Source organism: Thiolapillus sp. (genome assembly GCF_048562965.1).
GTDB lineage: Bacteria > Pseudomonadota > Gammaproteobacteria > Chromatiales > Chromatiaceae > Thiolapillus > Thiolapillus brandeum_A.
Window position 1 is genome coordinate 1 of the sequence record NZ_JBHNMF010001205.1, and the last position, 787, is coordinate 787.

Consider the following 787-nt stretch of genomic DNA (forward strand, 5'->3'; position numbering starts at 1 on the left):
GGTTGTGGTGGGCGTGCTAGTTGTGGTTGGGGTGGTGGTGGTTGTGGGGGTGGCCGTGGTGGTGGGCGTGGTAGTGGTGGTAGGTGTGCTGGTTGTGGTGGGAGTGGTTGTAGTGGTGGGCGTTGTGGTGGTGGTGGGAGTTGCGGTGGTGGTAGGGGTAGCAGTTGTGGTCGGGGTAGCGGTGGTAGTGGGCGTAGTGGTTGTGGTGGGAGCTGCGGTCGTGGTTGGGGTTGTCGTTGTGGTCGGGGTAGTGGTGGTGGTAGGCGTAGTGGTGGTTGTGGGCGTGGCAGTAGTGGTAGGTGTAGCAGTTGTTGTGGGGGTGGTAGTGGTGGTAGGCGTTGCTGTGGTGGTGGGAGTACTTGTGGTGGTTGGGGTGGCAGTTGTGGTGGGTGTAGCGGTTGTGGTGGGGGTGGAGGTCGTGGTAGGCGTTGTGGTTGTGGTGGGAGTAGTGGTCGTGGTCGGGGTGGTGGTGGTTGTGGGCGTGGGGGTGGTGGTGGGCGTAGAGGTGGTGGTGGGCGTAGAGGTGGTGGTAGGCGTTGTAGTTGTTGTGGGGGTGGCAGTGGTGGTAGGCGTTGAGGTGGTGGTGGGAGTGGCAGTGGTGGTTGGGGTGCTAGTTGTGGTAGGTGTGGCAGTTGTGGTTGGGGTAGTGGTCGTGGTGGGTGTAGCGGTTGTGGTGGGCGTGCTAGTTGTGGTTGGGGTGGTGGTGGTTGTGGGGGTGGCCGTGGTGGTGGGCGTGGTAGTGGTGGTAGGTGTGCTGGTTGTGGTGGGAGTGGTTGTAGTGGTGGGC

1 protein-coding gene is annotated in these 787 nt (G+C 62.5%); it reads left to right on the forward strand.

Translation table 11 applies throughout. From position 1 onward, the window contains the following. Positions 1-787 (forward strand): hypothetical protein (locus tag ACOCD2_RS23315; protein WP_293885900.1); only part of this gene is annotated, 787 nt, incomplete at both ends.